Annotated in this window: 22 protein-coding genes; 11 read left to right on the top strand and 11 right to left on the bottom strand. The window is 55.7% G+C overall.

The window, feature by feature from the left end; all coding sequences use genetic code 11:
* Window positions 1-216: 216 nt before the first annotated feature.
* The 4 genes from rpoH to ftsY form a co-directional block, all read right to left on the bottom strand.
* Window positions 217-1,071: an RNA polymerase sigma factor RpoH gene (rpoH, locus tag QEN31_RS01410; protein WP_000159621.1), complete on the bottom strand. Its 855-nt coding sequence runs from the start codon at window positions 1,069-1,071 to the stop codon at window positions 217-219.
* 245 nt (window positions 1,072-1,316) lie between these two features.
* Complete coding sequence (gene ftsX / locus QEN31_RS01405) at window positions 1,317-2,372, bottom strand: permease-like cell division protein FtsX (protein ID WP_001081707.1); 1,056 nt, start codon at window positions 2,370-2,372, stop codon at window positions 1,317-1,319.
* The gene (gene ftsE / locus QEN31_RS01400; protein WP_000617729.1) at window positions 2,365-3,033 is read right to left on the bottom strand and encodes a cell division ATP-binding protein FtsE; all 669 of its coding nucleotides are present in this window, start codon (window positions 3,031-3,033) and stop codon (window positions 2,365-2,367) included. The genes ftsX and ftsE overlap by 8 nt, the downstream gene beginning before the upstream one ends.
* 2 nt (window positions 3,034-3,035) lie before the next feature.
* Window positions 3,036-4,511, bottom strand: coding sequence for a signal recognition particle-docking protein FtsY (gene ftsY, locus QEN31_RS01395; protein WP_001118686.1), 1,476 nt, complete (start codon window positions 4,509-4,511; stop codon window positions 3,036-3,038).
* A gap of 125 nt (window positions 4,512-4,636) precedes the next feature.
* Here ftsY and rsmD point away from each other — a divergent pair, with 125 nt between their 5' ends.
* Together rsmD and QEN31_RS01385 are read left to right on the top strand one after the other, a co-directional pair.
* Entirely contained in the window at window positions 4,637-5,233 is a 597-nt protein-coding gene (gene rsmD, locus QEN31_RS01390) for a 16S rRNA (guanine(966)-N(2))-methyltransferase (protein WP_099949594.1), read from the top strand.
* Window positions 5,223-5,492 (top strand): DUF1145 family protein, encoded by a 270-nt coding sequence (locus QEN31_RS01385; protein WP_000906757.1) that lies wholly within the window; start codon window positions 5,223-5,225, stop codon window positions 5,490-5,492. Before rsmD ends, QEN31_RS01385 begins: the two co-directional genes overlap by 11 nt.
* A gap of 21 nt (window positions 5,493-5,513) precedes the next feature.
* Here the strand turns inward: QEN31_RS01385 and QEN31_RS01380 are convergent, their stop codons facing one another.
* Window positions 5,514-5,885, bottom strand: a complete 372-nt coding sequence (locus QEN31_RS01380) for a DUF2500 domain-containing protein (protein ID WP_000042853.1) — start codon at window positions 5,883-5,885, stop codon at window positions 5,514-5,516.
* Window positions 5,886-6,026: 141 nt separating this feature from the next.
* Between QEN31_RS01380 and QEN31_RS01375 the strand changes: the two genes are divergently transcribed.
* From QEN31_RS01375 to tcp, 3 genes are all read left to right on the top strand, one after another.
* Window positions 6,027-6,653: a lysoplasmalogenase gene (locus QEN31_RS01375; RefSeq protein WP_000964735.1), complete on the top strand. Its 627-nt coding sequence runs from the start codon at window positions 6,027-6,029 to the stop codon at window positions 6,651-6,653.
* Window positions 6,654-6,733: 80 nt separating this feature from the next.
* A complete protein-coding gene (gene zntA / locus QEN31_RS01370) occupies window positions 6,734-8,932 on the top strand; it encodes a Zn(II)/Cd(II)/Pb(II) translocating P-type ATPase ZntA (protein WP_000106641.1) in 2,199 nt (732 codons plus the stop codon).
* A gap of 199 nt (window positions 8,933-9,131) precedes the next feature.
* On the top strand, window positions 9,132-10,775 hold the full coding sequence (gene tcp / locus QEN31_RS01365) for a methyl-accepting chemotaxis citrate transducer (protein WP_000789683.1): 1,644 nt from the start codon (window positions 9,132-9,134) through the stop codon (window positions 10,773-10,775).
* A gap of 23 nt (window positions 10,776-10,798) precedes the next feature.
* On the opposite strand, the gene tusA is transcribed toward tcp, so the two are convergent.
* Complete coding sequence (gene tusA, locus QEN31_RS01360) at window positions 10,799-11,044, bottom strand: sulfurtransferase TusA (protein ID WP_001541054.1); 246 nt, start codon at window positions 11,042-11,044, stop codon at window positions 10,799-10,801.
* Between the two features lie 169 nt (window positions 11,045-11,213).
* Between tusA and QEN31_RS01355 the strand changes: the two genes are divergently transcribed.
* Window positions 11,214-11,879, top strand: coding sequence for a 7-cyano-7-deazaguanine/7-aminomethyl-7-deazaguanine transporter (locus tag QEN31_RS01355; RefSeq protein WP_000187489.1), 666 nt, complete (start codon window positions 11,214-11,216; stop codon window positions 11,877-11,879).
* Between the two features lie 72 nt (window positions 11,880-11,951).
* Window positions 11,952-12,509 carry a DcrB family lipoprotein gene (locus QEN31_RS01350; protein ID WP_001245277.1) on the top strand — a complete coding sequence of 186 codons (558 nt, stop codon included), beginning with the start codon at window positions 11,952-11,954 and terminating at the stop codon, window positions 12,507-12,509.
* Window positions 12,510-12,512: 3 nt separating this feature from the next.
* Here QEN31_RS01350 and QEN31_RS01345 read toward each other — a convergent pair whose 3' ends face one another.
* Complete coding sequence (locus QEN31_RS01345; protein WP_001576500.1) at window positions 12,513-13,772, bottom strand: MFS transporter; 1,260 nt, start codon at window positions 13,770-13,772, stop codon at window positions 12,513-12,515.
* A gap of 89 nt (window positions 13,773-13,861) precedes the next feature.
* Here QEN31_RS01345 and QEN31_RS01340 point away from each other — a divergent pair, with 89 nt between their 5' ends.
* From QEN31_RS01340 to nikR, 3 genes are all read left to right on the top strand, one after another.
* Window positions 13,862-14,911 (top strand): AI-2E family transporter, encoded by a 1,050-nt coding sequence (locus QEN31_RS01340; RefSeq protein WP_000179589.1) that lies wholly within the window; start codon window positions 13,862-13,864, stop codon window positions 14,909-14,911.
* A 51-nt stretch (window positions 14,912-14,962) separates the two neighbouring features.
* Window positions 14,963-15,541 carry a 4'-phosphopantetheinyl transferase AcpT gene (gene acpT / locus QEN31_RS01335; RefSeq protein WP_099949593.1) on the top strand — a complete coding sequence of 193 codons (579 nt, stop codon included), beginning with the start codon at window positions 14,963-14,965 and terminating at the stop codon, window positions 15,539-15,541.
* Window positions 15,542-15,632: 91 nt separating this feature from the next.
* Window positions 15,633-16,034, top strand: coding sequence for a nickel-responsive transcriptional regulator NikR (gene nikR / locus QEN31_RS01330; RefSeq protein WP_001190057.1), 402 nt, complete (start codon window positions 15,633-15,635; stop codon window positions 16,032-16,034).
* A gap of 89 nt (window positions 16,035-16,123) precedes the next feature.
* On the opposite strand, the gene QEN31_RS01325 is transcribed toward nikR, so the two are convergent.
* Genes QEN31_RS01325 through QEN31_RS01315 form a run of 3 tightly spaced genes read right to left on the bottom strand, consistent with a single transcriptional unit; the run spans window position 16,124 to window position 21,053 of the window.
* A complete protein-coding gene (locus QEN31_RS01325; protein WP_001214750.1) occupies window positions 16,124-17,248 on the bottom strand; it encodes an ABC transporter permease in 1,125 nt (374 codons plus the stop codon).
* Complete coding sequence (gene rbbA, locus QEN31_RS01320; protein WP_000202926.1) at window positions 17,248-19,989, bottom strand: ribosome-associated ATPase/putative transporter RbbA; 2,742 nt, start codon at window positions 19,987-19,989, stop codon at window positions 17,248-17,250. Before rbbA ends, QEN31_RS01325 begins: the two co-directional genes overlap by 1 nt.
* Window positions 19,986-21,053, bottom strand: coding sequence for an HlyD family secretion protein (locus tag QEN31_RS01315; protein WP_000359836.1), 1,068 nt, complete (start codon window positions 21,051-21,053; stop codon window positions 19,986-19,988). Before QEN31_RS01315 ends, rbbA begins: the two co-directional genes overlap by 4 nt.
* 91 nt (window positions 21,054-21,144) lie before the next feature.
* On the opposite strand from QEN31_RS01315, the gene QEN31_RS01310 reads away from it, so the two are divergent.
* The gene (locus QEN31_RS01310) at window positions 21,145-21,276 is read left to right on the top strand and encodes a hypothetical protein (RefSeq protein WP_001518607.1); all 132 of its coding nucleotides are present in this window, start codon (window positions 21,145-21,147) and stop codon (window positions 21,274-21,276) included.
* 82 nt (window positions 21,277-21,358) lie between these two features.
* Here QEN31_RS01310 and QEN31_RS01305 read toward each other — a convergent pair whose 3' ends face one another.
* Complete coding sequence (locus QEN31_RS01305) at window positions 21,359-22,555, bottom strand: NAD(P)/FAD-dependent oxidoreductase (protein ID WP_000439219.1); 1,197 nt, start codon at window positions 22,553-22,555, stop codon at window positions 21,359-21,361.
* Window positions 22,556-22,660: the final 105 nt, after the last annotated feature.

Raw genomic sequence — 22,660 nt, 5'->3', positions numbered from 1 at the left:
CTAAAACATACCCGATTTTTATTATTTTGGAATAGCTAAATTTACATCCAGATAACAGATTTGTGTCGGTGGGGGAGAGGAAGGGTCCGTAGGCCCGATAAGCGAAGCGCCATCGGGCAAACGTATTGCCGGATGGCAGCGTAAACGCCTTATCCAGCCTACAAAAAACAAAACCCCCGAATTCACATTCGAGGGTTCATTGGCAATTCGCGAAGATTACGCTTCGATCGCAGCGCGAAGCTTTTTCATGGCGTTCTTTTCAAGCTGGCGCACACGCTCAGCGGAGACGCCGTAACGATCGGCCAGCTCCTGCAACGTAGACTTATTGTCTTCGTCCAGCCAGCGAGCGCGGATAATATCCTGGCTACGCTCGTCGAGCCCCTGCATCGCGTCGGTCAGTCGGTTGGCGGCCTGCTCTTCCCAGTTATCGTCTTCAATGCCGTCGGCAAAGTTAGACGATTTATCCTGCAGATACAGCACCGGCGCCATTGGCTGGCTGTCGGACTCATCGTCCGAAGACATGTCAAACGTCATGTCCTGCGCCGCCATACGCGACTCCATCTCACGCACGTCTTTACTGGAAACACCCAGTTCGCGCGCCACCATTTCAACCTCATCCTGATTAAACCAGCCCAGACGCTGCTTGGTTTTACGCAGATTAAAGAACAGCTTACGCTGCGCTTTCGTGGTTGCAACTTTAACGATACGCCAGTTACGCAGCACGTATTCGTGAATTTCTGCTTTAATCCAGTGTACGGCGAAAGAAACCAGGCGCACGCCTACTTCCGGGTTAAAACGACGTACGGCTTTCATCAGGCCGATGTTGCCTTCCTGGATCAAATCCGCCTGCGGCAGACCATAGCCCGCATAGTTACGAGCAATATGAACAACAAAGCGCAGGTGAGACAGGATCAGCGTTTTAGCTGCTTCCAGATCGCCCTGGTAATGCAGCCTTTCAGCCAATGCCCGCTCCTCGTCAGCCGATAACATCGGCCACGCGTTCGCCGCCCGGATATAAGATTCCAGGTTGCCAACAGGGGCTAAAGCTAAATTTTGCATTTCTTTGGTCATTCAAATCCTCTCAATCAGTATTGCCTGGCACCGTCAGCGAGCAACAACCGTGCCAAAGCCGATGAGCAACGAGAATATCACCCACTCTTTTATCAGACAGTGATTTTATCCACAAGTTCAATGTAACACTGTGCATAATTTGCACAAATCTTGTGACATAAAGATGACGCGCGGGGAAGAGACAACAGGGACTCTTTCCCTGCGAACGGAAGCCCATTGCAGGGAAAGATTATACCACGATTTTATCAATCGGGAGTAAAGTGACGTAAATGTTGCACCGTGGCCAGCCAGGCGGCGATCCAGCCAATCATGGAACAGACCAGCAGCAGCAACAGGCACTCATCGAACGATAAGCCATTGAGATCAAACTTCGTGCCGAAGACCTGCGCCACTTCAGTCACCGCCGATGATAAACGCATCACCAAAATTTCAGACAATATCAGTGACAGAAACGCGCCGGAAAAACCGAGCAACGCGCCGCCATAGAGGAACGGACGCAGGATAAAGCCATCGGTCGCGCCAATCAGCTTTTGCACGTTAATGGTGTCGCGACGGGCAAAAATGCTCAGGCGCACGCTGTTGCCGATAACGAGGAAGACCGCCGCGACCATCAGCACGCCGATCATCGCCGATACGCGGCCCACCAGCCCGGTGAGCGCCGCCAGGCGCGCAAACCAGCTATCATCCATGCGGACTTCGTCAATGCCGTTAATCTGCGAGATACGGTCGCGCAGCGTATTAAGCGAGGCGGTACTTTGAAAGTCCAGCTTGGGGATCACCACCGCCACCGCCGGTAGCGGGTTCTCTTCCAGCATATCCAGCGCGCCGCCAAAACCCGACCAGTTGCGGAATTCTCCCAGCGCGTCCTCACGGGACAGGTAGTTGACCTTCTCAACGCCCTGCTCGGCCTGAAGCTGCCCAACAACCCGCGCCGCCGCGTCATCATCCAGCGTTTTTTGCAGATAAACGGTGATCTGCGGCGACGGATAATACTGAGTCGCCGCCTGGTTGACGTTCTTATAGACCATGTAACAGACGCTGGGCAGCGTCAGGGAGATGGCGATCACCATCACCGTCAGAAACGTCGCCAGCGGTTTGCTTTTCAGATCTTGCAGCGCGCCGTGCCAGGCATAGCGCACCTGCTCATTAAAGACGTTCGTTTTACGTGAGTTCGGTTTCGGCGTCGGCTTCTGGCGTCCTGGCGCGTTGCGCCCGCCGCCTGTTCCGCCGCGAGACTTACGCAGTCGATCCAGCCGTCCGCCGAACTGCCTGATTTGGTTAATCGCGTCGCGCCTATTCATTGGCCAGGCCTCCATGCAGATGTCCATCGCTCAGGACGAGCTGCCTATAGGAACGACGGGAGATAAGTCCAATATCGTGCGTAGCCATCAGTACCGTCACCCCTACGCGGTTAAACTCTTCAAACAGACGTAAAATCCCTTCCGACAACGCGTCGTCCAGGTTCCCGGTCGGTTCATCCGCCAGCAATACCGCTGGCTTATTGACCACCGCGCGGGCGATGCCCACGCGCTGCTGTTCGCCTCCGGAGAGTTGAATCGGGAAGTTTCTCGCTTTGTCCAGTAGTCCAACCTTATCCAGCGCCGCCGACACACGACGACGGATATCATCGCCGCTGGCGCCGGCAATGATTAACGGTATCGCCACATTGTCATAGACCGTGCGATCCATCAGCAGATGGTGATCCTGGAAAATCATCCCAATCTGGCGGCGCAAAAACGGCACTTCGCGGTTTTTCAAGCGCGTAATATCATGCCCGCTGAAGAAGATTTTGCCGGCGCTGGGCCGCTCAATCCCACAGATTAGCTTCAGCAGGGTACTTTTCCCCGCGCCGGAGTGGCCGGTCAGAAACGCCATCTCGCCTGGCCGCATATGGAATGTCACTCCCTGCAGCGCTTGTCTCCCGCCGAGATAGGCCTTGCTGACATGTTCAAAGCGAATCATTGTTAATCCTCTCGGGCAAAAAGTGCCTCAATAAAATCGTCCGCCTTAAACGGACGCAAATCCTCGATACGTTCGCCCACGCCAATGTAACGGATAGGAATGCCAAACTGGTCAGCTACCGAGAAAATCACCCCGCCTTTCGCCGTACCGTCCAGCTTGGTCAGGGTAATACCGGTTAAGCCTACCGCTTCATGGAACAGTTTGGCCTGGCTTACCGCGTTCTGTCCGGTGCTGGCGTCAATGGTCAGCATAACTTCATGTGGCGCTTCTTCGTCCAGCTTTTTCATGACGCGAACGATTTTTTTCAGCTCTTCCATCAGGTGCGACTTGTTCTGCAGACGCCCTGCCGTATCGGCAATTAACACATCCACATTACGCGCCTTCGCGGCCTGGATAGCGTCAAAAATCACCGAGGCGGAGTCCGCGCCGGTATGCTGGGCGATAACCGGAATATTGTTACGCTGTCCCCAGACCTGTAGCTGTTCGACCGCCGCCGCGCGGAAAGTATCCCCCGCCGCCAGCATCACTGATTTACCCTGCTGCTCAAACTGGCGCGCCAGTTTACCGATAGTGGTGGTTTTACCCACGCCGTTCACGCCAACCATCAGAATAACAAAAGGCGTTTTACCTTCAATATTAAGCGGTTCGTCTACCTTCGCCAGAATCTCGCCCATCTCGTCTTTCAACAGACCATACAGCGCCTCGGCATCTTTAAGCTGTTTGCGGCTGGCGCCTTCCGTCAGATTAGCGATAATCTTACGCGTGGTTTCCACCCCGACATCAGCGATGAGCAACTGCTCTTCCAGCTCCTCGAACAAATCATCGTCGATTTTCTTGCCGCGGAACAGACTGATAAATCCGGAACCGAGATTTTCTTTGGTTTTCAGCAGACTGCGTTTCAGGCGGGCAAAGAAACCTTCTTTAGTCGGTTTTTCCTGTTCCTGAACGATCGCTTCCACCGGCGCGTCTTCTTCCGCCGGCGGAACAACCATCACCGCCTCTTCCGCCGCCTGAGCGGCCAGCGCCTGCGCTTCCAGCTCTTCGTCGGTGAATTTCGCCGCGTTTTCGCCCTCTTCTTCTACCGCGGCAATGACCTCTACGGTTTCCGCTTCGGCCTGCCACTCTTCCGGCGAGATAGCCTCGTCTTTGACCTCTTCCGGCAGCGGCAATTCCTCGCGTTCCACTGCGATCTGCGGCGCTGCCGTCTCAATGGCCGCCGCGGGCTCCGGCTCTACCGGCTGCGGTTTTTCGCTCTCCTGAACTTTCTCAGTAACGTCCACCACCTCTTCCGCAAAGGCTTCTGTTTCTGCTTTGCTGTGCGCGGGCGTTTGCGCGTCTACGTCTGCCGCCGTTTCAACAGGGGGCTCAACCGGTCGTTGTTCCTCAACAATCTGCTGTTCTTCGGTCTGTTCCTGCTTCTGCTCTTTATCACCGAAGCCCAACCAGGAAAAGAAGCCACGTTTTTTCTGTTTTGCCATCTGCGACTACACCCCTCGCGGCGCTATATACATGGAAGCTAAAAAAATGATGAAATAGTCTATCACTTAACTTAATTCACATCACCGCCTGGAATAACTTGCAACAGGCGGTTCGAGCAAGAGAAATGAAAAAACCGACTCACTCTGGCAGCGGCCAAATCCGCATTATTGGCGGGCAATGGCGTGGCCGTAAATTACCGGTTCCGGACAGCCCGGGTCTGCGTCCCACCACCGATCGCGTGCGCGAAACGTTATTTAACTGGCTGGCTCCGGTAATGGTAGACGCCCATTGTCTGGATTGCTTTGCCGGCAGCGGCGCGCTGGGTCTGGAAGCGCTATCACGTTATGCGGCCCAGGCAACGTTACTGGAAATGGATCGCGCCGTATCGCAGCAGTTGCAAAAAAATCTGGCGACGCTGAAAGCCAACAATGCTCGCGTCGTCAATACCAATACTCTGACCTTCCTCAGCCAGCCGGGGACGCCGCATCACGTCGTCTTTGTCGACCCGCCGTTTCGTAAAGGGCTGCTGGAAGAGACGTTACAATTGCTGGAAACCCAGGGATGGCTGGCCGACGACGCGCTAATCTACGTAGAAAGCGAGGTGGAAAACGGTCTGCCGCCCGTTCCGGCGAACTGGACATTGTATCGAGAAAAGGTGGCCGGACAGGTCGCTTATCGTCTGTATCAGCGCGACGCGCAAGGAGAAAATGATGTTGATTAATCTGGGCCGCTTATTAATGCTCTTCGTGTGGGCATTTTTGATTCTTAATCTGGTGCATCCCTTCCCGCGCCCGCTCAATATCTTCGTCAACGTGGCGTTGGTGTTCATGGCGCTGATGCACGGTATGCAACTGGCGCTGCTGAAATCAACGATACCGAAAGCGGGTCCGCAGATGACGACGGGAGAGAAAATCCGCATTTTCCTGTTCGGCGTGTTTGAGCTGCTGGTCTGGCAGAAGAAGTTTAAGAACAAAAAATAACGTTTGCTGCCGGATGACGGTTTATTCGTTATCCGGGGTACGGCTAACAAACCCGACGAACCGCGTTCCCTTATAGCTCAGCGTACCTTGATCGCCCACCGTCAAAGCGTGGTACTGCTGCGCTTGTAAACGGAACGTTTTTTCCAGACCGCCATTGAGCGGCTTAAAACTGACCTCATAGCGCATACTGGTTCCCGCCGGGATCACTTCCTGCTGGCGAGAGCGTCGGTCATTAACCGGCTTCTCCCGTTTATTGCTGACCACGACCTGCTTTTGCTGTAACGGCGCCGCCTCATTAGCGGCTTTTTCCCGCCGTTGCTGAACGAAGCGGAACGACGCGGCAACTACGATTAATGCAATGATTATAATGAAGAAAAGCGGTGGCTTACTCATACTGTTAACCTGTCAGAAAATGCGGAAATAAGCATACCCTGCCCGTTATAGTGTTGTCATCTGACCGTCACGGCCTCTACACTGAATAATAGAGCCGCAAGCATACCGTTTGCGAAAAAATAACGAATTCAAGGAATTAAGATGCTTTGGTCGTTTATCGCTGTCTGCCTGTCCGCATGGCTGTATGTGGACGCCTCCTATCGCGGGCCAGCCTGGCAACGCTGGGTTTTTAAGCCCGTCACGTTATTACTGTTGCTGTTACTGGCCTGGCAAGCGCCGATGTTTGACGCCATCAGTTATCTTGTGTTGGCCGGACTGTGCGCCTCGCTGGTCGGCGATGCGTTAACGCTCTTACCGCGTCAACGCCTGCTGTACGCCGTCGGGGCATTTTTCTTATCGCATCTGCTCTACACCATTTACTTTGCCAGCCAAATGACGTTGTCGTTCTTCTGGCCGCTGCCGCTGGCGTTACTGATAGTCGGCGCGTTGCTTATCGCCGTTATCTGGACGCGACTGGAGGAGCTACGCTGGCCGGTATGTACTTTTATCGCCATGACGCTGGTCATGGTCTGGCTGGCGGGCGAACTGTGGTTCTTCCGCCCAACGGCGCCAGCCCTTTCGGCCTTTACCGGCGCGACGCTGCTGTTCATCGGCAATATCGTCTGGCTGGGTAGCCATTACCGCCGCCGTTTCCGGGCGGATAACGCGATTGCCGCCGCCTGCTACTTTGCAGGACACTTCCTGATTGTTCGCTCGCTGTACCTGTAAATAATAGCGCTTGACTCTGGAGTCGACTCCAGAGTGTATCCTCCGGTTAATGAGAAAATTATCATCAACCGGAGGACGTTATGTCGACCCCTGATACCGATGGCAAAAAAGTCCCGCCCTTTACCTCCTTCAGATTAGCCCCGGCAATACAGAAGGCCGATAGCTGCTGCTGCGAAGAACATTGCGCGTCCAGCGCGCCTGTTTCTACTGCCATGGCAGGCACGCGCTATACCTGGAAAATCTCCGGCATGGACTGCGCCGCCTGCGCCCGAAAAGTGGAGAATGCGGTACGCCAAATTCGCGGCGTCAACCAGGCGCAAGTGCTGTTCGCCACCGAAAAGTTAGTGGTCGATGCCGACGCCGACCTTCGCGCGCAAATTGAACACGCCGTACAGAAGGCGGGTTATACCTTGCGTAGTGAAGATTCGCGCGACGCCGCACCTGAATCTCGTCTTAAAGAGAACCTGCCGCTTATTACGCTGATCATTATGATGGCGATAAGCTGGGGGCTGGAGCAATTTAACCACCCGTTCGGCCAACTGGCCTTTATCGCCACCACCCTGGTCGGTCTGTATCCTATTGCCCGCCAGGCGCTGCGACTGATGAAAAGCGGCAGTTGGTTCGCTATTGAAACGCTGATGAGCGTCGCCGCCATTGGCGCGCTGTTTATTGGCGCGACGGCGGAGGCGGCAATGGTATTGCTGCTGTTCCTCATCGGCGAGCGCCTGGAAGGATGGGCCGCCAGCCGCGCCCGTAAAGGCGTCAGCGCGTTAATGGCGCTTAAACCGGAAACGGCGACCCGTCTGCGCGACGGCGTACGGGAAGAGGTCGCTATTAATACCCTGCGACCGGGCGATATTATCGAAGTCGCCGCCGGGGGGCGTTTACCCGCCGACGGTAAACTGGTTTCCGGTTTCGCCAGCTTTGATGAAAGCGCGCTCACCGGCGAGTCTATCCCGGTGGAGCGCGCAACGGGCGACAAAGTCCCGGCAGGCGCGACCAGCGTTGACCGTCTCGTCACCCTGGAGGTGCTATCTGAACCTGGCGCCAGCGCGATTGACCGTATCCTGACGCTGATTGAAGAGGCGGAAGAGCGCCGTGCGCCCATTGAGCGGTTTATTGACCGTTTCAGCCGCATCTATACGCCAGTCATTATGGTCATCGCGCTGCTGGTGACGCTTATTCCGCCGCTGATGTTCGATGGCGGCTGGCAGGAGTGGATTTATAAAGGGCTGACGCTGCTGCTCATCGGTTGCCCGTGCGCGCTGGTGATCTCCACGCCCGCGGCCATTACCTCCGGGCTGGCGGCGGCGGCACGGCGCGGCGCATTGATTAAAGGCGGCGCAGCGCTGGAGCAACTGGGCCGTATCACGCAGGTCGCCTTTGATAAAACCGGTACGTTGACCATTGGTAAACCACGGGTGACGGCGATTCATCCGGCAAGCGGTATCAGCGAAGCTGAACTGTTGGCGCTGGCGGCAGCCGTAGAACAAGGCGCTACGCACCCGCTGGCACAGGCTATTGTCCGCGAAGCGCAGACACGCGATCTGGCGATCCCGACGGCGGAATCGCAGCGAACGCTGGCTGGCACCGGGATTGAAGCGCAGGTTAACGGCGAACGTATTCTGATTTGCGCGGCGGGAAAACAGCCTGCGGCAGCGTTTGCCGGGCAAATTAGCGAACTGGAAAACGCCGGGCAGACGGTGGTTCTGGTGCTGCGTAACGAGACCGTTGTTGGCGTCCTCGCCCTCCAGGATACGTTGCGTGACGATGCGCGCGACGCCATCCGCGATCTGCATCAGTTAGGCGTTAACGGCGTGATTCTGACTGGCGATAACCCACGGGCGGCGGCAGCGATTGCCGGCGAGCTGGATCTGGCGTTTAAAGCCGGGCTACTGCCGGAAGACAAGGTGCGGGCAGTCACCGCCCTTAACCAACAAGCGCCGCTGGCCATGGTGGGCGACGGCATTAACGATGCGCCCGCGATGAAAGCCGCCAGTATCGGAATTGCGATGGGCAGCGGTACTGACGTCGCGCTGGAAACGGCTGACGCCGCCCTTACTCATAACCGTCTGCGCGGGTTAGCGCAGATGATTACGCTGGCGCGCGCTACCCACGCGAATATCCGGCAGAACATCACCATTGCGCTGGGGCTGAAAGCTATTTTCCTGGTGACGACGCTACTGGGTTTTACCGGGCTATGGCTGGCAATCCTGGCGGATACGGGAGCCACGGTATTGGTGACCGCCAACGCGCTACGTTTGCTGCGTAAAAACTAATCTTCTCCCGCCCGGCGGCGTCGTGTCGCCGGGTTATCCCGCGATATTCCTTTCTTTGTTCATATTATTCACGCGAAAATTATTTATTTTCTATTACTTATCAAACCATTAATCAGAAATAGCGTGATTTGATGTAAGGTTAATTTTTATCCAACCGATATTGATCATACCGTCTACAAAATAAGGAATGTTAGGCACTATGAAAAATATCAAAGTCATCACCGGCGTTATCGCGACGCTGGGCATATTTAGCGCCTTATTGCTGGTGACAGGAATACTGTTTTATTCCGCCGTCAGCAGCGATCGGCTGAATTTCCAGAATGCGAGCGCACTGAGTTACCAACAACAGGAACTGGGCGGCAGTTTTCAGACATTGATCGAAACCCGCGTCACCATTAACCGCGTGGCGATACGCATGTTAAAAAATCAGCGCGATCCCGCCTCACTGGACGCCATGAACACGCTGTTAACCAACGCTGGCGCGTCGCTCAACGAAGCGGAAAAACATTTCAACAACTACGTGAACTCCGAAGCGATCGCGGGCAAAGATCCGGCGTTGGATGCCCAGGCCGAAGCCAGCTTTAAGCAGATGTATGACGTTTTGCAGCAGTCTATCCACTATCTTAAAGCCGATAATTACGCCGCCTATGGCAACCTTGACGCGCAAAAAGCGCAGGATGACATGGAGCAGGTATATGACCAGTGGCTCTCTCAAAATGCGCAATTAATAAAATTAGCCAGCGATCAGAATCAGAGCAGCTTTACCCAGATGCAATGGACGCTGGGGATAATTCTACTTATCGTACTCATCGTGCTGGCGTTTATCTGGCTGGGGCTGCAACGCGTTCTACTCCGCCCGCTGCAACGGATTATGGCGCACATTCAAACGATCGCCGACGGCGATCTTACCCATGAGATAGAGGCTGAAGGACGCAGTGAAATGGGCCAACTGGCCGCCGGTCTCAAAACGATGCAGCAGTCGTTAATCCGTACCGTCAGCGCGGTGCGCGATAACGCAGACTCTATCTATACTGGCGCAGGCGAAATTTCCGCCGGCAGCAGCGACCTCTCTTCCCGTACCGAACAGCAGGCCTCGGCGCTGGAGGAGACCGCCGCCAGCATGGAACAGTTAACCGCCACGGTACGGCAAAACACCGATAACGCACGACAGGCGACGGGTCTGGCGAAAACCGCATCAGAAACCGCGCGTAAAGGAGGACGCGTGGTGGATAACGTAGTGAGCACCATGAACGATATCGCCGAAAGCTCGGAAAAAATTGTGGACATCACCAGCGTGATTGACGGTATCGCCTTCCAGACTAATATCCTGGCGCTGAACGCCGCGGTAGAAGCCGCCCGCGCCGGCGAACAGGGGCGAGGATTCGCGGTCGTGGCCGGAGAGGTACGCACGTTGGCCAGCCGTAGCGCGCAGGCCGCCAAAGAGATCAAAGTACTGATTGAAAACTCCGTGTCGCGCATTGATACCGGCTCTACGCAGGTACGCGAAGCGGGAGAAACCATGAAAGAGATCGTCAACGCCGTGACCCGCGTGACCGATATTATGGGCGAAATCGCCTCTGCCTCCGATGAGCAAAGCAAAGGCATTGAGCAGGTGGCGCAGGCGGTATCGGAAATGGACAGCGTGACGCAGCAAAACGCCTCGCTGGTAGAAGAATCCGCAGCAGCGGCGGCGGCGCTGGAAGATCAGGCTAACGAACTTCGTCAGGCGGTCGCCGCGTTCCGCATCCAGAAACAGCCTCGTCGGGAGGCGTCGCCAACGACGTTAAGCAAAGGTTTAACGCCACAGCCCGCCGCAGAACAGGCGAACTGGGAAAGCTTCTAATCAGAATAGTATCTGCCGTGCAGTTAATGCGCTTTACGCAATAAATAACGGTACGGCAGACCCTCCGTCTCTTGCGCCAGCAAATCGTGTTCCATAAAGGTACAGAACCCCGGAATATCACGCGTCGTCGCCGGATCGTCGGCGATAATCAGCAATGTTTCGCCAGTTTGCATGTTGCGCACCGTTTTGCGCACCATCATTACCGGTTCAGGGCAACGCAGCCCCAGGGCGTCAAGCGTATGGTCAGGGGAGGAAAACAGATCGCTCATCTTCGTCTCAATGGTAGAAAAACGGCGATATTTTACGCCCATCTTCGTCAGTAAGCCAGGCAGGTTAACGATTGCGTGAAAATTAGCCATTGCAATGCCAGCGCAAAACAGTATTATGCGGCGGTTCTTTATTGGGTTCCCTCACCCCATCCAACAAAAAGGTCACAATATGACTCCGTTTACACAATCACAGCGCATAAAAGCGTTGTTCTGGCTATCGCTATTCCATTTACTGGTGATCATTTCCAGTAACTATCTGGTGCAGCTCCCCATCACTATTTTTGGTTTCCACACGACCTGGGGCGCGTTTAGTTTTCCTTTTATTTTTCTCGCCACCGATCTTACCGTGCGTATTTTTGGCGCACCGCTGGCGCGCCGCATTATCTTCGCCGTCATGATCCCTGCGCTGCTGGTGTCATATGTGGTGTCATCGCTGTTCTATATGGGCGCCTGGCAAGGTTTCGCCGCGCTGGCGAACTTTAATCTGTTTGTCGCCCGTATCGCCGCCGCCAGCTTTATGGCCTACGCGCTGGGACAGATCCTTGATGTCCATGTGTTTAACCGCCTGCGCCAAAATCGTCGCTGGTGGCTGGCGCCGACCGCTTCAACGCTATTTGGCAATATCAGCGATACCCTTGCCTTTTTCTTCATTGCGTTCTGGCGAAGCCCCGATGCCTTTATGGCCGGGCACTGGATGGAAATTGCGCTGGTGGATTATTGCTTTAAGGTGCTCATCAGCATTATTTTCTTCCTGCCGATGTACGGCGTTCTACTGAATATGTTGCTGAAAAAGCTGGCAGATAAATCTGAAATTTCCCCATTACCGGCAAGTTAAAGGTTCGTTTTCCGAGTTGTGATAAGATGAGCGAATGAGCCGTTATGGCCGTTTATCGAAAGGAAGAAGTCAATGCGCAATTTGGTTAAATATGCCGGTATTGGCCTGCTGGTTATGGGGCTTGCGGCCTGTGATAACAACGATACAAAAGCGTCGGCAGAAAGCGCCGCCGCGGAAAGCCAGGCATCCGGTCAGCCCATCAGCCTGATGGATGGCAAACTCAGTTTCTCGCTGCCGGCGGATATGACCGATCAAAGCGGTAAGCTGGGCACCCAGGCGAATAATATGCACGTTTATTCTGACCCGACGGGCCAGAAAGCGGTGATTGTTATCGTCGGCGATAATACCGATGAAGCGTTGCCGGTGCTGGCAAACCGCCTGCTTGAGCAACAGCGTAGCCGCGACCCGCAGCTTCAGGTCGTCACCAATAAGTCTATTGAGCTCAAAGGCCATACGTTGCAACAACTGGACAGCATTATCTCCGCGAAGGGCCAGACGGCGTATTCTTCCATCGTGCTGGGCAAAGTGGATAACCAATTGCTGACGATTCAGGTCACGCTGCCTGCGGACAATCAGCAAAAAGCGCAAACCACGGCTGAAAACATCATCAATACGTTGGTTATTAAGTAACCTTTACGACGATGATGCGGCCTCCGGCAGTGCAGACGGAGGCCGTTTTTTTAAGCGCCAGGTCAGCAATAGCGCCATCGCTACCAGCCCGGCCGCCGCCAGATAAATCACCGGCACGCCCGCCCAGGTCATCACCAGCCCTGCCAGCGGCCCGGTAACCCCCAAAGACATATCCATAAAGACGGTATAGGTCGCCAGCGCCGCACCCTGGTTCTGCGGCGGCACGGCTTTGACGGCCACCACGCCCAGCGCCGGAAAGACCAGAGAAAAACCCATCCCCGTGAGTAAAACGCCGATTTTTGCCATCCACGGCATGGCTGCCGTTCCCACCAGTAACAGACCAATAATCTCCACGCCAAAGCAGATCATGGCGACATTCAACCCGCCTAAACGATTGATGCCGTTAGGGAACAGCAAACGCGTGCCGACAAACGCGACGCTAAATAACGTGAGCGCAAAAGCGGCGCCATCCCAGCCTTTAGCATCATAAAATAAGGTAATAAACGTCGCGATGACGCCAAACCCTGCCGAGGCCAGCGCCAACGCCATACCATACAGCCAGACACGCCCCAGCACCGCGCGAAACGGTAGCGGCTTGCCTTTGTTCGCCTTCACCGACGGACGTGGAAGGGCTAACAGTACCGCCAACAGCGCCACGCCCATCACCGTTAGCGCCAGTCCCTGTAACCCGCCCCAGGCATAACACAGCACGCCCAGCGGCGCGCCCATCGCCATTGCGCCGTAGGTGACGATACCGTTCCAGGAGATGACCCGACCAATATGCAACGACCCGACGACGCCGACGCCCCACAGTGTCGAACCGGTGCCGGCAAAACTTTGCCCAATCCCTAAAATCACGCGACCCAGCCCCAGTAGCAACAAACTGATCATCGGCCAGGCGCTGGCGATATCCGCCAGCAGGTAGCCGAGTCCGCTTAAAAAACAGCCGCATAAGCCAAAGACAACGATTTTTTTCGGCCCTAATACATCCGCATACCGCCCGGCATGGGGACGGCTTAACAGAGTGGCGAAGTATTGCAGGCTGATAATAAGCCCCGCCCAGAACGCGCTGAATCCCATCGCATCATGCACATAGCCGGGCAAGACGGCGAGCGGCAGGCCGATGGTCAGGTAGCTGGCAAAGTTAAACATCACAATGGAGACAATACGCAGATTGAGGCGCAATCCGTTTAGCGCCGGTTCAGCGACGGGTTCGGGCATGAGTATCACCGCATTTTTACAACATGTTTTCTTTTCTATCATGGCGCGCGGTGAAAATCAGTAGTGAGATTCAGATTATCGGTATCAGGGCAGCCGCTACACTTAGAAAAAAACACAACAAGGAAAACTTCATGGCAACCGCTCAACCCGACAAAACGGGTATGCATATTCTGCTGAAACTGGCCTCCCTGGTTATTATTCTCGCCGGGATTCATGCCGCGGCGGATATTATTGTACAACTCTTGCTGGCGCTCTTTTTCGCCATTGTTCTTAATCCATTAGTGACCTGGTTTATTCGTCGGGGCGTGAAGCGACCGCTGGCGATTACTATCGTGGTGGTCGTCATGCTGATCGTGCTTACCGCGCTGGTGGGTGTGCTTGCCGCATCGCTTAATGAATTTATCGCTATGCTGCCTAAATACAGCAAGGAGCTGACGCGTAAGGTCTTACACCTTCAGGAGTTAATGCCCTTCCTGAATTTACATATGTCTCCGGAACGTATGCTCCGCGGGATGGATTCCGATAAAATCATGCTCTTCACCACAACATTAATGACCGGCGTATCGGGCGCGATGGCAAGCATTGTGCTGCTGGTGATGACCGTGGTTTTTATGCTGTTTGAGGTGCGTCACGTGCCTTATAAATTACGTTTCGCGCTAAACAATCCACAAATCCATATTGCCGGCCTGCACCGCGCCCTGAAAGGCGTCTCGCATTATCTGGCGCTGAAAACGCTGCTCAGTTTATGGACGGGCGCGATTATCTGGCTGGGACTGGCGTTAATGGGTATTCAGTTTGCGCTAATGTGGGGCGTACTGGCCTTTTTGCTCAATTACGTTCCTAATATCGGCTCGGTGATTTCCGCCGTTCCCCCCATGATTCAGGCGCTGTTATTTAACGGTTTTTACGAGTGCGTACTGGTCGGCGCGCTCTTTTTGGTGGTCCATATGGTGATTGGCAACATTATGGAGCCACGCATGATGGGCCATCGTCTGGGAATGTCCACGCTGGTGGTATTTCTTTCGTTATTGGTCTGGGGATGGCTATTAGGCCCGGTCGGGATGCTCTTGTCCGTTCCTTTGACCAGCGTCTGCAAAATCTGGATGGAAACCACTAAAGGCGGCAGCAAACTGGCGATCTTACTGGGGCCAGGCCGACCGAAAAGCCGTTTACCGGGATGAGGCGACAGATGCTACAATCTCCTCTTCTTCATAGGCAACGTTGGTCCTGATATGTACCAGGTCGTTCTGGGAAAAGTGTCAACATTAAGCGCAGGTCAATTGCCCGACGCGTTAATCGCTCAGGCGCCGCAGGGCGTTCGCCGGGCAAGCTGGCTGGCCGGGCGCGTGCTGCTTTCCCGTGCGCTCTCGCCGCTACCGGAGATGGTGTATGGCGAACAGGGTAAACCGGCTTTTTCCGCCGGAGCGCCGCTGTGGTTTAACCTCAGTCATAGCGGCGACACTATTGCTCTGTTGCTTAGCGACGAAGGTGAAGTCGGCTGCGATATTGAAGTGATCCGCCCGCGCGATAACTGGCGTTCGCTGGCAAATGCGGTATTCGGCCTCGGCGAACATGCTGAAATGGAAGCGGAACGTCCGGAGCAACAACTGGCGGCATTCTGGCGTATCTGGACGCGTAAAGAAGCCATCGTAAAACAACGCGGCGGCAGCGCCTGGCAAATCGTCAGCGTGGACAGCACGTTGCCCTCTGCCTTGTCGGTCAGCCAGTGTCAGCTCGATACGCTCAGTCTGGCAGTCTGTACCCCCACACCGTTTACGCTGACGCCGCAGACGATAACGAAAGCGCTATGACACATTAATTTTTCCCTCTGGCGGCGGACGTGTGTTACAAAATGCGGAGCTTCCCATGCGCCGACGCGCCATACCAAAAGGTTTAAGTCAGATGCAACGTGTCACCATCACCCTCGATGACGATTTACTGGAAACGCTGGACAGCCTGAGCCAGCGACGCGGCTATAACAATCGCTCCGAAGCGATCCGTGATATTCTGCGCGGCGCTCTGGCGCAGGAGGCCACTCAGGAACACGGCACACAGGGTTTCGCGGTACTTTCATATGTTTATGAACATGAGAAACGGGATTTAGCCAGCCGCATCGTCTCCACCCAGCATCATCATCATGATTTATCCGTCGCCACGCTGCACGTCCATATCAACCACGATGACTGTCTGGAGATCGCCGTTCTGAAGGGCGATATGGGCGACGTACAGCATTTTGCCGATGATGTTATCGCCCAGCGCGGCGTGCGCCACGGCCACTTGCAGTGTTTGCCGAAAGAAGACTAACGCCGGGGGCGCTTCGCTTGCCCGGCCTACGTTCGCACGTCTGTCGTTTGTAGGCCGGATGAGGCGCAGCCGCCATCCGGCAATAATGTTTACGCCATTGTGCCAATCGTTTTTCTGAAGCGTAACAGCGCTATCAGGAAGAACACGCCGCCTATCGCCAGCAGGGTCAGGAACTGCGGCCAGACGATACTCAAACCTGCGCCGCGATAAAGAATAGCCTGGGCAAGGCTGACAAAATGCGTCGTCGGCATGGTCAGCATAATATCCTGCACCGCCTGCGGCATACTTTCGCGCGGCGTGGAACCGCCGGAGAGCATTTGTAGCGGCAACAGCACCAGAATCATTAATAACCCCAGCTGCGGCATCGAACGGGCGATGGTGCCCATAAAAATCCCAATTGAAGTGGTGGCGAACAGGCTCAGCGCCACGCCCAACATAAACAATGGGATCGATCCTTCAATCGGTACGCCAAGTACGCCTTTCACCATCAGCATCAAAGACAAACCGGAAACCACCAGCACGACCAGCCCCATCGACCACACTTTCGCCATCATGATCTCAAAGGGCGTGACCGGCATCACTAACAGATGCTCTACCGTGCCGTGTTCTCGCTCGCGGATCAGCGCCGACCCGGTCAGCACTATCGCCAGCATGGTAATGTTGTTGATAATCGCCATCACGCCGCCAAACCACGCCGGGTCGAGATTCGGGTTAAAGCGCATCCGAATCTCCAGCGACACCGGCTGAACGTTATCTCCCCGCGCGCGCGCCACAAAGCTGTTGACCTCGCCGCTAATAATATTCTGGATATAACTGTTGCCGGTAAACGCCTGGCTCATGCGCGTCGCATCGACGTTAACCTGAATATCAGGCTGACGTCCGGCCAGCACATCACGCTGGAAATTCGGCGGAATATTGACCGCAAAGGTATAGCGTCCGGCATCCAGTCCGGCATCCATTTCCGTTGCCGTAATCATCTCCGGCGGCAGAAACCACGGGCGGTAAAAACTATTCACAATACGGTTCGACAACTGCGACTGATCCATATCGGCGATGGCGATAGGGGCAAGATGCAACGAACCGGGCAGGACGGTAGCAGAGGAGTAAACCGAAATCGTAAAGGCGAAGACGATCAGCGCCAGCATCGCTTTGTCGCCCAGCAGACTGCGCAGTTCTTTGACGCCGAGGTTATAAATATTACGTAATCCGCGCATTACCCCTCCTGTTTTTTCAGCAGCAGAATGCTCAGACCCATCACCACCGGGACGGCAATCAGTAACGGCATAAATAACGGCCAGAGATCGGACAGATCCAACGCTTTGGAAAACGTCCCGCGCGCGATCGTCAGAAAATGACTGGTCGGGTAGATCTCGCCGATCCATCTTCCCGGTCCTTCCAGCGAAGCCACCGGATCGATCATGCCGGAAAATTGTGTTGCCGGAATGAGGGTAATAATCGACGTCCCAAAAATAGCGGCGATTTGGCTCTTCATAAACGTGGAGATCAGCAGCCCCAGACCGGTGGCGATGATGACATAAAGCAGCGCCGCGAGGGTAAGCGTGAGAAAGCTGCCTTTCAGCGGCACGCCGAACACAAAGACCGACAGCGCGCACAGTAGCAAGAAGTTCAGCATACCCAGCGCGATATACGGCAGTTGTTTACCCAGCAAAAATTCGCTGCGCGTCGTCGGCGTTACGTACAGATTAATCATCGACCCCAGCTCTTTCTCCCGCACCACGCTCAGGGCGCTAAGCATTGACGGGATCATCATGAGCAGCAGCGGAATGACCGCCGGAACGATAGCGGGCAGACTTTTCACATCCGGGTTATAGCGATAGCGCGTTTCAATATTGAGCAGCCCGACCTGTTTAACCGGGTTCGGCTGACGACTTGCCGCCTCCTGCAGCCAGCTTTGGTGCATCGCCTGAACGTACCCCTTCACCGTCTCGGCGCGGCTGGGCATGGCGCCATCCACCCAGACGCCAATCTGCGCTGGCGTACCGCGAGCAATATCGCGGCCAAAATTAGGCGGGATCTCAATGGCAACCGCCAGCTCTCCCGAACGCATCCGCCGGTCAAGCTCGTCATAGCTGGCGAGCGGCGGCTGTTCGATAAAATAGCGGGATCCCGCCAGATTGAGCGACCATGCCTGACTACTGACGGTCTGGTCACGATCGAGGACGGCAAAACGCAGGTTCTCCACGTCCATACTGATGCCATAGCCCATAATCAGCATCAGAATTACCGTTCCCAGCAGCGCCAGCGTCGAGCGTACCGGATCGCGGCGTAGCTCCAGCGCTTCGCGGCGACTGTAGCTGAACAAACGCCGGAAGCTCAATCCCTGCCGCGACGGTTTACCTGACGCGGCGGGCGTCTGGGATGGCGGTATTGGGGTTTCAGGCGCCGCTCCCGCAGCTTCCTGTAGCCAGGAAATAAACGCCGCCTCCAGATTGGCCGCGCCCCGCTGTTGCACCAATTCCTGCGGCGTACCGCTGGCGAGCACTTTACCGGCGTGCATCAATGACATTCGGTCGCAACGTTCCGCTTCGTTCATAAAATGGGTCGAGATAAAAATCGTCACCTTATCCTGACGCGAAAGATCGACCATAAGCTGCCAGAACATATCCCTGGCGACCGGATCAACGCCGGACGTTGGCTCATCAAGAATCAGCATTTCCGGGCGATGGATCACCGCTACCGCCAGCGATAAACGCTGGCGGATACCGAGCGGCAACGAAGCGGGGAGCGTATCTTCCACCTCCGTTAGCATAAAGCGTTCGATCATCTGCGCGACGCGCGCCGGGATCTCCGCTGGCGGAATATGAAACAGGCGGGCATGAAGTTCCAGATTCTGCCGCACGGTGAGTTCGTTATAGAGCGAAAAAGCCTGCGACATATACCCGACCCGGCGACGGGTGTCGATGTCGTTCGGGTCTACCGGCTGGCCAAATAGCCAGGCCTGGCCTTCGCTGGCGGGAAGCAGACCGGTCAGCATTTTCATGGTGGTCGATTTGCCGCAACCGTTTGAACCGAGGAAGCCAAAAATCTCGCCGCGCGGAATACGGAAATTAACATGGTCAACCGCGACGAACTTACCGAAGCGCATGGTCAGATCTTTCGCCTCAATGGCAATCTCTTCCTGCTCAGCGTGATACGGCGGGATCACCACCGGCTTATGCGCCTGGCGCTGCGCTTCTGGCAACAGGGCGATAAACGCCTGTTCCAGCGTCGCGCTATGGGTTTTTGCCCGCAGTTGCTGCGCGCTGCCGGTTGCCAGTATCTCGCCCGCATTCATCGCCACCAGCCAGTCAAAACGCTCCGCCTCTTCCATATAGGCCGTTGCGACCAACACGCTCATATTGGTCTGGCGCTGGCGGATACTGTCGATTAAGTCCCAGAACTGAGCGCGGGAGAGCGGGTCCACGCCGGTGGTAGGCTCATCAAGAATCAGCAATTCCGGGTCATGAATCAGAGCACAGCACAACCCCAGCTTTTGTTTCATCCCACCGGACAGCTTCCCGGCAGGACGGTCACGAAACGGCGCCAGGCCGGTGCTGTTCAGCAGCTCGGTAATACGCGCTTCGCGTTCAGCTTTGTCATGACCAAAGAGACGAGCGAAAAAATCGACGTTCTCATAAACCGATAACGTGTGATAAAGGTTTTTCCCCAGCCCCTGCGGCATCCAGGCGATGCGCGGACAGACGTCGCGGCGATGTTTCGCATCGCGCATATCGCCGCCCAGGACGATAACGTTCCCTTGCTCAATCACCCGCGCGCCAGAAATCAGCGACAGCAGGCTCGACTTACCCACCCCGTCCGGACCAATCAGCCCGACCATACTACGGGCGGGAATGTCCAGCGTGATATTGTTCAGCGCGACCGTTTTTCCGTAATGCTGGCTCACCCCCTCAAGCTGCGCCACGGGAGGAACAGGCACCAGCGTCAGCGACGTCATTGCGACAGCCTCACGCTTAGAGCGTCAGGCCAGGGCACGCGCTCATCCAGACGAACCCAGGCCATTCCCGGCAAACCGGTTTTGACATATTCCAGATGCTGTCGCAGCAGCTCTGGCGGAATACGCGCTTTGACGCGGAACATCAGCTTCAGCCGTTCATCGTGGGTTTCCACGGTTTTGGGCGTGAACTGCGCCACGCTGGCGACAAAACTGATCGTCGCCGGAATACGCAGATCCGGCGCGGCGTCCAGCACCAGTCGCGCTTCGCCGCCGATCTTCAACAACCCAGCCTGTTCGGTCGGCAGGAAAAATGTCATATAAACGTCGCTGAGATCGACCATGTTCAACACCCGGCCGCCAGCCGATAACACTTCGCCCGGCTCCGCAACGCGGTACTGCACGCGTCCATCGCGCGGCGCTTTTAATTCGCTGTCGTCGATGTCGGCGACAATACGCCGCTCGGTCGCCTGCGCCGCTTCCACGCGCGTTTGCGCCTGGATAATACTGGTACGCGCCGCCTCAATCGCCGCTTTTGCCGCAGATACCTGCGCTTTGGCGGTCTCCAGGGCGGCGCGCGCGCTTTCCGCCGCCGCGCGATCGTCATCTAACTGTTGTACAGATACCGCGCCACGCTGCGACAGCGAACGGGAACGCACGTGACGTTTAGAGACGGAGTCCAGCTCAGCTTCCCGCTGTTTGACGACCGACTGCGCGGCGCGCATTTCACTCTGGCGTTGCTCCAGCAAGGCACGGGCGGCGGCAACCGCGCTTTCGGCCTCTTTAATCTGCGCAATCGCCTCCAGCCGCTGCTCCTGCAGCACGCGGGTATCCATTTTCGCCAGCACCTCGCCCTGACGAACGAACTGCCCTTCCGAAACGAGGATGGTATCAATACGCCCGGCAATCTTAGTGGCAATATCCACTTCGGTGGCTTCAATTCTGCCGTTGCTGGCGGCAAACCCCTCCGGTATTCCCGCAGGGCGCAGCATCCACCAGGCTATCGCGGCCACCGCCACAAGAATCCCCGCTCCCCACCACACCAGATGACGCTTCATTTTGTCCATAATCGACCCGCCGTAATCCCTGTTGTCTAACCATGCGTGTCACAAAGTCCGCCGGGCGTGCGCTCAGCGGGGGTTTCCATTCGGGATAAGAATGAAAAAAGAAAAGGGGCCAGACGACGAACAGACGCCGATGAAGCGCTCGCCGTCAAAGGGAGTGAATGATGTAGGTACCCGGAAAAGAGGGAGTAATGTTGTCATCATCAGCGTTCCTGGCCGTAAATGAAACACGCATACTCATAACTGCTATAAATCGATACTAACACCTCTGTCCGGGATGTCTATTCGCTTATTGTTTGTAATGGTACTTAGCGTTTTGCCGCCAAATCCTGCGCACAGGCCCAGGCGCTCGACCAGGCCCACTGGAAGTTATAGCCGCCCAACCAGCCGGTGACGTCCATCACTTCGCCAATAAAATAGAGACCCGGCACGCGGCGCGCTTCCATAGTCCGCGATGATAGTTCGTTTGTATCCACGCCGCCCAGCGTCACTTCCGCTGTCCGATAGCCTTCGGTGCCGTTAGGCTGCACTTGCCAGGCCGTAAGCGTGTCAACCAACGCCTGCTGGTCACGAACGTTCAACTGCCTGAGCGATACATCCGGGATCTGCCCCAACTGTTGTAAACACTCCACCAACCGTTTCGGCAGATGCATCGCCAGCGTGTTCTTCAGACTCTGGTTCGGGTGCGCGTTACGCTGTTCATTGAGAACGTCTTCCAGCGAGAGATCCGGCAATAAGTTAATGCTCACTAACTCGCCCGGTTGCCAGTAGCTGGAAATCTGTAAAACGGCGGGGCCGGACAGCCCACGATGGGTAAAAAGTAGGTTTTCCCGAAATACCGTGCCATTGCGGGCGGTAATCACGCAGGGCACAGAGACGCCAGACAGCGTCTGGAGCTGTTCTAACAGCGGCTTATGTAGCGTAAAGGGCACCAGCCCGGCGCGCGTCGGCAACACTCTGAGACCAAACTGTTCGGCGATTTTATAGCCAAACGGCGATGCGCCAAGCCCCGGCATCGACAGGCCGCCGCTGGCAATCACCAGCTTTTGCGTAGTCACCGTCTCGCCGTTCAACGCCAGTATGAAACCCGACTCATCACGCTCGACGCTCAATACCTCGCTACGCAGGCGCATCGTTACGCCGCCTTTGTCGCACTCGGCAACCAGCATATCGACAATGCGTTGGGCGGAATCATCGCAAAAAAGCTGTCCCAGCGTTTTCTCATGCCAGGCTATCCCATACCTGTCGACCAGATCGATAAAATCCCACTGGGTATAGCGGGCTAACGCTGATTTACAAAAATGGGGGTTCTGGCTCAAATACGCAGCAGGCTCAACATAAAGATTAGTAAAGTTGCAGCGCCCACCGCCGGACATGAGGATTTTACGTCCTGGCTTCTTGCCATTATCGATGAGCAGCACGCGGCTACCCGCCTGTCCTGCCTGCGCGGCGCAAAACATGCCCGCTGCGCCAGCGCCTATAATAACGGCATCAAACCTTTCCACGTCGCCTTCCTCTCTCAAATTCGGGCGGGAATTGTAAAGTTTCCTCAGTGGTCGCACCAGCGCGAAAAGCGCCTGAAAATGGTATTTATCTGAAATATATAAGAT

Source organism: Salmonella sp. SA15303, from assembly GCF_029962125.1.
Taxonomy (GTDB): domain Bacteria; phylum Pseudomonadota; class Gammaproteobacteria; order Enterobacterales; family Enterobacteriaceae; genus Salmonella; species Salmonella enterica.
This window is presented reverse-complemented; position numbering and strand designations above follow the sequence as displayed.